The organism is Streptomyces sp. NPDC054840 (genome assembly GCF_053611065.1).
The window spans coordinates 1-5293 of sequence record NZ_JBSGZP010000531.1 but is presented as its reverse complement, the minus strand read 5'-3'; the positions used below and the strand labels follow the sequence as shown (position 1 = coordinate 5293).

7 protein-coding genes are annotated in these 5293 nt (G+C 72.7%); 3 read left to right on the top strand and 4 right to left on the bottom strand.

Annotated elements, in window-relative coordinates; translation table 11 throughout:
- Positions 1-511: 511 nt before the first annotated feature.
- The 4 genes from ACWGIU_RS28825 to ACWGIU_RS28810 are packed head-to-tail and all read right to left on the bottom strand — an operon-like array spanning position 512 to position 3418.
- On the bottom strand, positions 512-1669 hold the full coding sequence (locus ACWGIU_RS28825; RefSeq protein ID WP_453710620.1) for an acetyl-CoA C-acetyltransferase: 1158 nt from the start codon (positions 1667-1669) through the stop codon (positions 512-514).
- A 26-nt stretch (positions 1670-1695) separates the two neighbouring features.
- Positions 1696-2325, bottom strand: coding sequence for a TetR/AcrR family transcriptional regulator (locus ACWGIU_RS28820; protein ID WP_453710618.1), 630 nt, complete (start codon positions 2323-2325; stop codon positions 1696-1698).
- 26 nt (positions 2326-2351) lie between these two features.
- Positions 2352-3134 carry an SDR family oxidoreductase gene (locus tag ACWGIU_RS28815; RefSeq protein ID WP_453710616.1) on the bottom strand — a complete coding sequence of 261 codons (783 nt, stop codon included), beginning with the start codon at positions 3132-3134 and terminating at the stop codon, positions 2352-2354.
- Positions 3131-3418 (bottom strand): hypothetical protein, encoded by a 288-nt coding sequence (locus ACWGIU_RS28810; protein ID WP_453710622.1) that lies wholly within the window; start codon positions 3416-3418, stop codon positions 3131-3133. Before ACWGIU_RS28810 ends, ACWGIU_RS28815 begins: the two co-directional genes overlap by 4 nt.
- A gap of 52 nt (positions 3419-3470) precedes the next feature.
- On the opposite strand from ACWGIU_RS28810, the gene ACWGIU_RS28805 reads away from it, so the two are divergent.
- The 3 genes from ACWGIU_RS28805 to ACWGIU_RS28795 form a co-directional block, all read left to right on the top strand.
- The gene (locus tag ACWGIU_RS28805) at positions 3471-3671 is read left to right on the top strand and encodes a hypothetical protein (RefSeq protein WP_453710614.1); all 201 of its coding nucleotides are present in this window, start codon (positions 3471-3473) and stop codon (positions 3669-3671) included.
- A complete protein-coding gene (locus tag ACWGIU_RS28800) occupies positions 3671-4816 on the top strand; it encodes an acyl-CoA dehydrogenase family protein (RefSeq protein ID WP_453710612.1) in 1146 nt (381 codons plus the stop codon). The genes ACWGIU_RS28805 and ACWGIU_RS28800 overlap by 1 nt, the downstream gene beginning before the upstream one ends.
- On the top strand, positions 4816-5293 hold a 478-nt coding region (locus ACWGIU_RS28795), incomplete at its 3' end, for an acyl-CoA dehydrogenase family protein (RefSeq protein ID WP_453710610.1). The genes ACWGIU_RS28800 and ACWGIU_RS28795, both read left to right, overlap by 1 nt.

Sequence of the window (5293 nt, the reverse complement as noted above, 5' to 3'; positions counted from 1 at the left end):
CCGAGTTGAACCACTTCACGGTGCCAAGTGCCATTTTAAATCTCCTGAATAGGCGGCAAAGGGCCCCATCCGGAGATTCCGGCAAAACAATAAAAGCGCCTGCGGAGCATTCCCGTCAGGCGCACATAAAGTTCATGGGTACCACAACTGCAACGAGCTCTAAGCTAGCACACCTCGCGGCGAGGAGTCCCGCGGCGAGGGGTGTGACCTGCGCCCTCCGTCCCGTCGGCGGGCGGCTCGCGGTGGCGCGGCAGGGCGGCTCCGAGGGCCGGAACCCCCATGCCCCTTGGGTCGCGGGCGGGTCCGGCCCCTCCCTGAAGCCCGCCCCGACCCGGCGGCCCGGCTCCGCTGTCGGCGAAAAGATTCACCCTTACGGGTCGGACCGGGCCGCTGGAACCGGCCGGTGCGGGCGGCGGAAGTCGCTGCCGGCCACCGGAACGGGCTGGTTCGATCATGGAGAAGTGCGAGAGGGCGTGCGGGAGGGGGCCCTGATGCCTCTCCGGGACGGGGCCTACAGCCGCTCGATGATCGTCACGTTGGCCTGGCCGCCGCCCTCGCACATGGTCTGGAGGCCGTAGCGGCCGCCGGTGCGTTCCAGTTCGTGCAGGAGGGTGGTCATCAGCTTCACCCCGGTCGCGCCCAGCGGGTGGCCCAGGGCGATCGCGCCGCCGTTGACGTTGACCCGCTCCGGGTCGGCGCCGGTCTCCTTCAGCCAGGCCAGCACCACCGGGGCGAACGCCTCGTTGATCTCCACCAGGTCGATGTCGGCCAGGGACATGCCGGTCTTCTTCAGCGCGTACGCCGTGGCCGGGATCGGCGCGGACAGCATGCGGATGGGGTCCTCGCCCCGCACCGAGAGGTGGTGGATGCGGGCGCGCGGCCGCAGGCCGTGCTCACGTACCGCCCGTTCGGAGGCGATCAGCATCGCGGCCGCGCCGTCCGAGACCTGGGAGGAGACGGCCGCCGTGATGGTGCCGCCCGCGACCACCGGCTTCAGGGTGGCCATCTTCTCCAGGGTCGTGTCCCGGCGCGGGCCCTCGTCCACGCTCACGTCCCCGTACGCCACCGTCTCGCGCGCGAAGCGGCCTTCGTCGAGGGCCCGGATCGCCCGCCGGTGGGAGCGGAGCGCGAACTCCTCCATGTCCAGCCGGGTGATCCCCCACTTCCGCGCGATGAGCTGGGCGCCGTGGAACTGGTTCACCGGGGCGTCCCCGTACCGGGCCCGCCAGCCCGCCGAGCCCGCGTACGGCCCCTCCGTGAGCCCCAGCGGCTCCGCCGCCTGCCGCGAGGCGAAGGCGATCGGGATCATCGACATGTTCTGCGTGCCGCCCGCGACCACGAGGCCCTGGGTGCCGGACAGGACGCCCTGCGCCGCGAAGTGCACGGCCTGCTGCGAGGATCCGCACTGGCGGTCGACGGTGACCCCGGGCACCTCCTCGGGCAGGCCGGCCGCCAGCCAGGCCGTCCGGGCGATGTCCCCGGCCTGCGGCCCGACGGTGTCGAGGCAGCCGAACACCACGTCCTCCACGGCGGCCGGGTCCACCCCGGACCGCTCGATCAGTGCCTTCAGGACGTGTGCGCCCAGGTCGGCCGGATGGACGGCGGCCAGGCCGCCGTTCCGCCGCCCCACGGGGGTGCGTACCGCATCGACTATGTAGGCCTCGGGCATCGGATCTCCTCGGACGGTCGGGTCTGTCAGGTGGGGCGCAGTGCGATCCCGTCCAGCACCATCGACAGGTACTGGCGGGCGATCTCCTCGGGGCTGTGCTGTCCGCCCGGCCGGTACCAGGAGGCCGCCACCCACACCGTGTCGCGCACGAAGCGGTAGGTGAGGCGGATGTCGAGGTCGGCGCGGAAGACCTTGGCCGCGACCCCCCGCTCCAGCGTCCCGAGCCAGGCCTTCTCGAACTTCTGCTGCGAGTCGGACAGGTAGTGGAAGCGGGGCTGGGCGGAGAGGGTGCGGGACTCCTTCTGGTAGATGGCGACGGCGGCGCGGTGCCGGTCGATCTCCCGGAAGGATTCGGTGACGAGCGCCTCGATGGTCTCCCTGGGGCCGAGAGCTGCGGCGAGAACGGTGTCGTACCCGTCCCACAGTTCGGTCAGGAAGGCCGAGAGGATCTCGTCCAGCATCGATTCCTTGGAATCGAAGTGGTAGTAGAGGCTGCCGGCGAGCATGCCCGCGGCGTCGGCGATCTTGCGGACGGTGGTGGCGTTGTAGCCCTGCGCGGCGAAGACCTCGGCGGCGGTGTCGAGGAGTTCGCGACGCCGTTCGGGGGAGGCCGTCACCTGCGGCTGCTTCTTGGCTGTCGGCTTGTTCGTTGGCACGCGTCCATTCTCGGCCAAGGCATCCGCTAGGCGTGCTGGCTGCTGACCGACACCGTCTCGCCGGTCATGTACGAGGAGTAGGAGCTGGCCAGGAAGACGATGACGTTGGCGACCTCCCAGGGTTCGGCGTAGCGGCCGAAGGCCTCCCGGGCGGTCAGTTCGGCCAGCAGCTCCTCGCTGGTGACCTTCACCAGGTGCGGGTGCATGGCCAGGCTCGGGGCGACCGCGTTGACGCGTACGCCGAACTCCGCGGCTTCCAGGGCCGCGCAGCGGGTCAGGGCCATCACCCCGGCCTTGGCGGCGGCGTAGTGGGCCTGGCCGGTCTGGGCGCGCCAGCCGATGACGGAGGCGTTGTTGACGATCACTCCGCCGCCGCCGGACGTCTTGAACGCGCGGAGGGCGGCACGGGTGCAGCGGAAGGTTCCGTTCAGGGTGACGTCGAGGACGCGGGACCACTGGCTGTCGGTCATGTCGACGAGGGCGGCGGTGCCGCCGAGGCCGGCGTTGTTGACGACGATGTCGAGGCGGCCGTGGGTGTGCTCGGCGAGCGCGAAGAGGGCTTGGACCTGGTCCTCGTCGGTGACGTCGCAGGGCAGGGAGGTGACGCGGTCCGCGCCGAACTCGGCGGCGAACGCCTGCCCGGTCTCCTTCAGGCGGCGGGCGTGGGCGTCGCCTATGACGATGCGGGCGCCCTCCTCCAGGAGGCGGCGGGCGGTGGCTCCGCCGATCCCGGCCCCGGCGGCGGCGGTGACGACGGCGGTGCGGTCCTTCAGCAGTCCGTGCCCGGGGACATAGTCGGGGGTCTTCACGCCCGTACCTCCTGGGGAAGGCCGAGGATCCGCTCGGCGATGAGGGTGCGCCGGCTCTCGTCCGAACCCGCGTGAACGGTGTCGGCGCGGGAGAGGAGGAAGAACCGCTGCCGGCCGCCGGGGCCGTACGGGTCCTCGTGCGCGCCGGCGGCGGGGCGTTCGGTGCGGGCCTCGGGCTCGCGGCCGGGTCCGCCGCAGGCCTTGAGGGCGGCGAGCGCGCCGGCGGGGTGGGCGCACGTCGCCGCCCCCGGACCCCCGGTGCGGAATTCCTCGACGCTGCTCATGGCCGTACGTTAACCTACCAAACACTTGTTAGGGAAGCTTCGCTCGAGAAGGATGGACGCCGCACGCCCGACGACCGAGCGGCCGGCGCCGACCGAGCGGGCCGTCGACCGGGCCGAGGTCCGCCAGGCCCTGCACACCGGAGGGGACTCGGTGTCCGGCCCGCACCAGCCTGCGCACGCACACCACGCGGGGACGGCGGCGGACTCGCTCGGCGTCGTCGGCATCGCCGCCCCGAAGGAGACGAACACCTGATGGAACTCACGCACACGGCGGACGTGGAGGCTTTCCGGGCCGAGGCACGGGACTGGCTCCGCGCACACGTCCCGGCGAGGCCCCTGCCCTCCTTGGAGACGGCCGAGGGCTTCGCGGCCCACCGGGAGTGGGAGGCGCTGCTGCACGCGAACCGCTGGTCGGTGGTGTCTTGGCCCGAGGAGTACGGGGGCCGGGGCGTGGACATCGCCAAGTGGCTGGTCTTCGAGGAGGAGTACTGGGCGGCGGGCGCGCCCGGCCGGGTCTCGCAGAACGGCATCAACCTCCTCGCCCCCACCCTGTTCGACCACGCGGACGCCGAGCAGCGCTCGCGGGTGCTGCCGTCGATGGCGAGCGGCGAGGTGATCTGGGCGCAGGCCTGGTCGGAGCCCGAGTCGGGGTCCGACCTGGCCTCGCTGAAGTCCCGGGCGGTCCGGACGGAGGGCGGCTGGCTGCTGTCCGGGCAGAAGACCTGGTCCTCGCGGGCGGCCTTCGCGGACCGCGCCTTCGGGATCTTCCGCACCGACCCGGACACCCCCGAACCGCATCAGGGGCTGACGTACCTGATGTTCGGCCTGCGGGCGCCGGGGGTGACGGTGCGGCCCATCGGCCGGCTCGACGGCAAGCCGGCCTTCGCGGAGCTCTTCCTGGACGAGGTCTTCGTACCGGACGGGGACGTGATCGGGGAGCCGGGGCAGGGCTGGCGGATCGCCATGTCGGCGACCGGCAACGAGCGCGGGCTGACCCTTCGCTCCCCCGGTCGTTTCCTGGCGGCGGCGGACCGGCTGGTCGGGCTGTGGCACGCGCACGGGGACCCGTCCGACACCGCGCTGCGGGACCGGGTGGCGGACGCGGTGGTCGGGGCGCGCGCGTACGAGCTGTTCACCTGGGCGAACGCCTCCCGCTTCGCGGCGGGCGAGGCGATCGGCGCCGAGTCCAGCCTGAACAAGGTGTTCTGGTCGGAGTACGACATCGCCCTGCACGAGACGGCGCTTGACCTGCTGGGCGCGGGCGCGGAGCTGGCGGAGGGCGAGTGGGCCGAGCCATGGGTGTTCTCCCTGGCCGGGCCGATCTACGCCGGGACGAACGAGATCCAGCGCGACATCATCGCCGAGCGGCTGCTCGGCCTTCCGAAGGGCCGCCGCTGATGCGCTTCCTGCTGACCGACGAGCAGTCGGACTTCGCCCGTACGGTGCGCTCCCTGCTGGGTTCGGCGGAGGTGCCGGCGGCGGTACGGGCCTGGGCGGCCGGCGACACCGGGCCCGGGCGGGCGCTGTGGGCCCGGCTGGCGGGGACGAGCCTGTTCGCGCTGGCCGCGCCGGAGGCCTACGAGGGGGTGGGACTGCTCCCGCTGGAGCTGTCCCTCGGCTTCGTGGAGCTGGGCCGGGCCGGGGTGCCGGGGCCGGTGGTGGAGAGCGCCGCCGTGTCGGTGCTGCTGGCGGAGCTGGCGGACAAGGCGCTGGCCGAGCGGTTCCTGCCGGGGCTGGCGCGGGGCGAGGCCTCGGCCACGCTGACCCTGCCGGGCGGGAGCCCGTACGCCCTGGACGCGGACGCGGCGGCGTACTGCTTCACGGTGTCGCCGGCCGGCGAACTGCGGCTGGCGGGCGGCCCCGGTGAGCTGCTCC

Coding starts and splice junctions, on each gene's coding strand:
- ACWGIU_RS28825 (WP_453710620.1), bottom strand. CDS start 1,669: ATGCCCGAGGCCTACATAGTCGATGCGGTACGCACCCCCGTGGGGCGG.
- ACWGIU_RS28810 (WP_453710622.1), bottom strand. CDS start 3,418: ATGAGCAGCGTCGAGGAATTCCGCACCGGGGGTCCGGGGGCGGCGACG.
- ACWGIU_RS28805 (WP_453710614.1), top strand. CDS start 3,471: ATGGACGCCGCACGCCCGACGACCGAGCGGCCGGCGCCGACCGAGCGG.
- ACWGIU_RS28800 (WP_453710612.1), top strand. CDS start 3,671: ATGGAACTCACGCACACGGCGGACGTGGAGGCTTTCCGGGCCGAGGCA.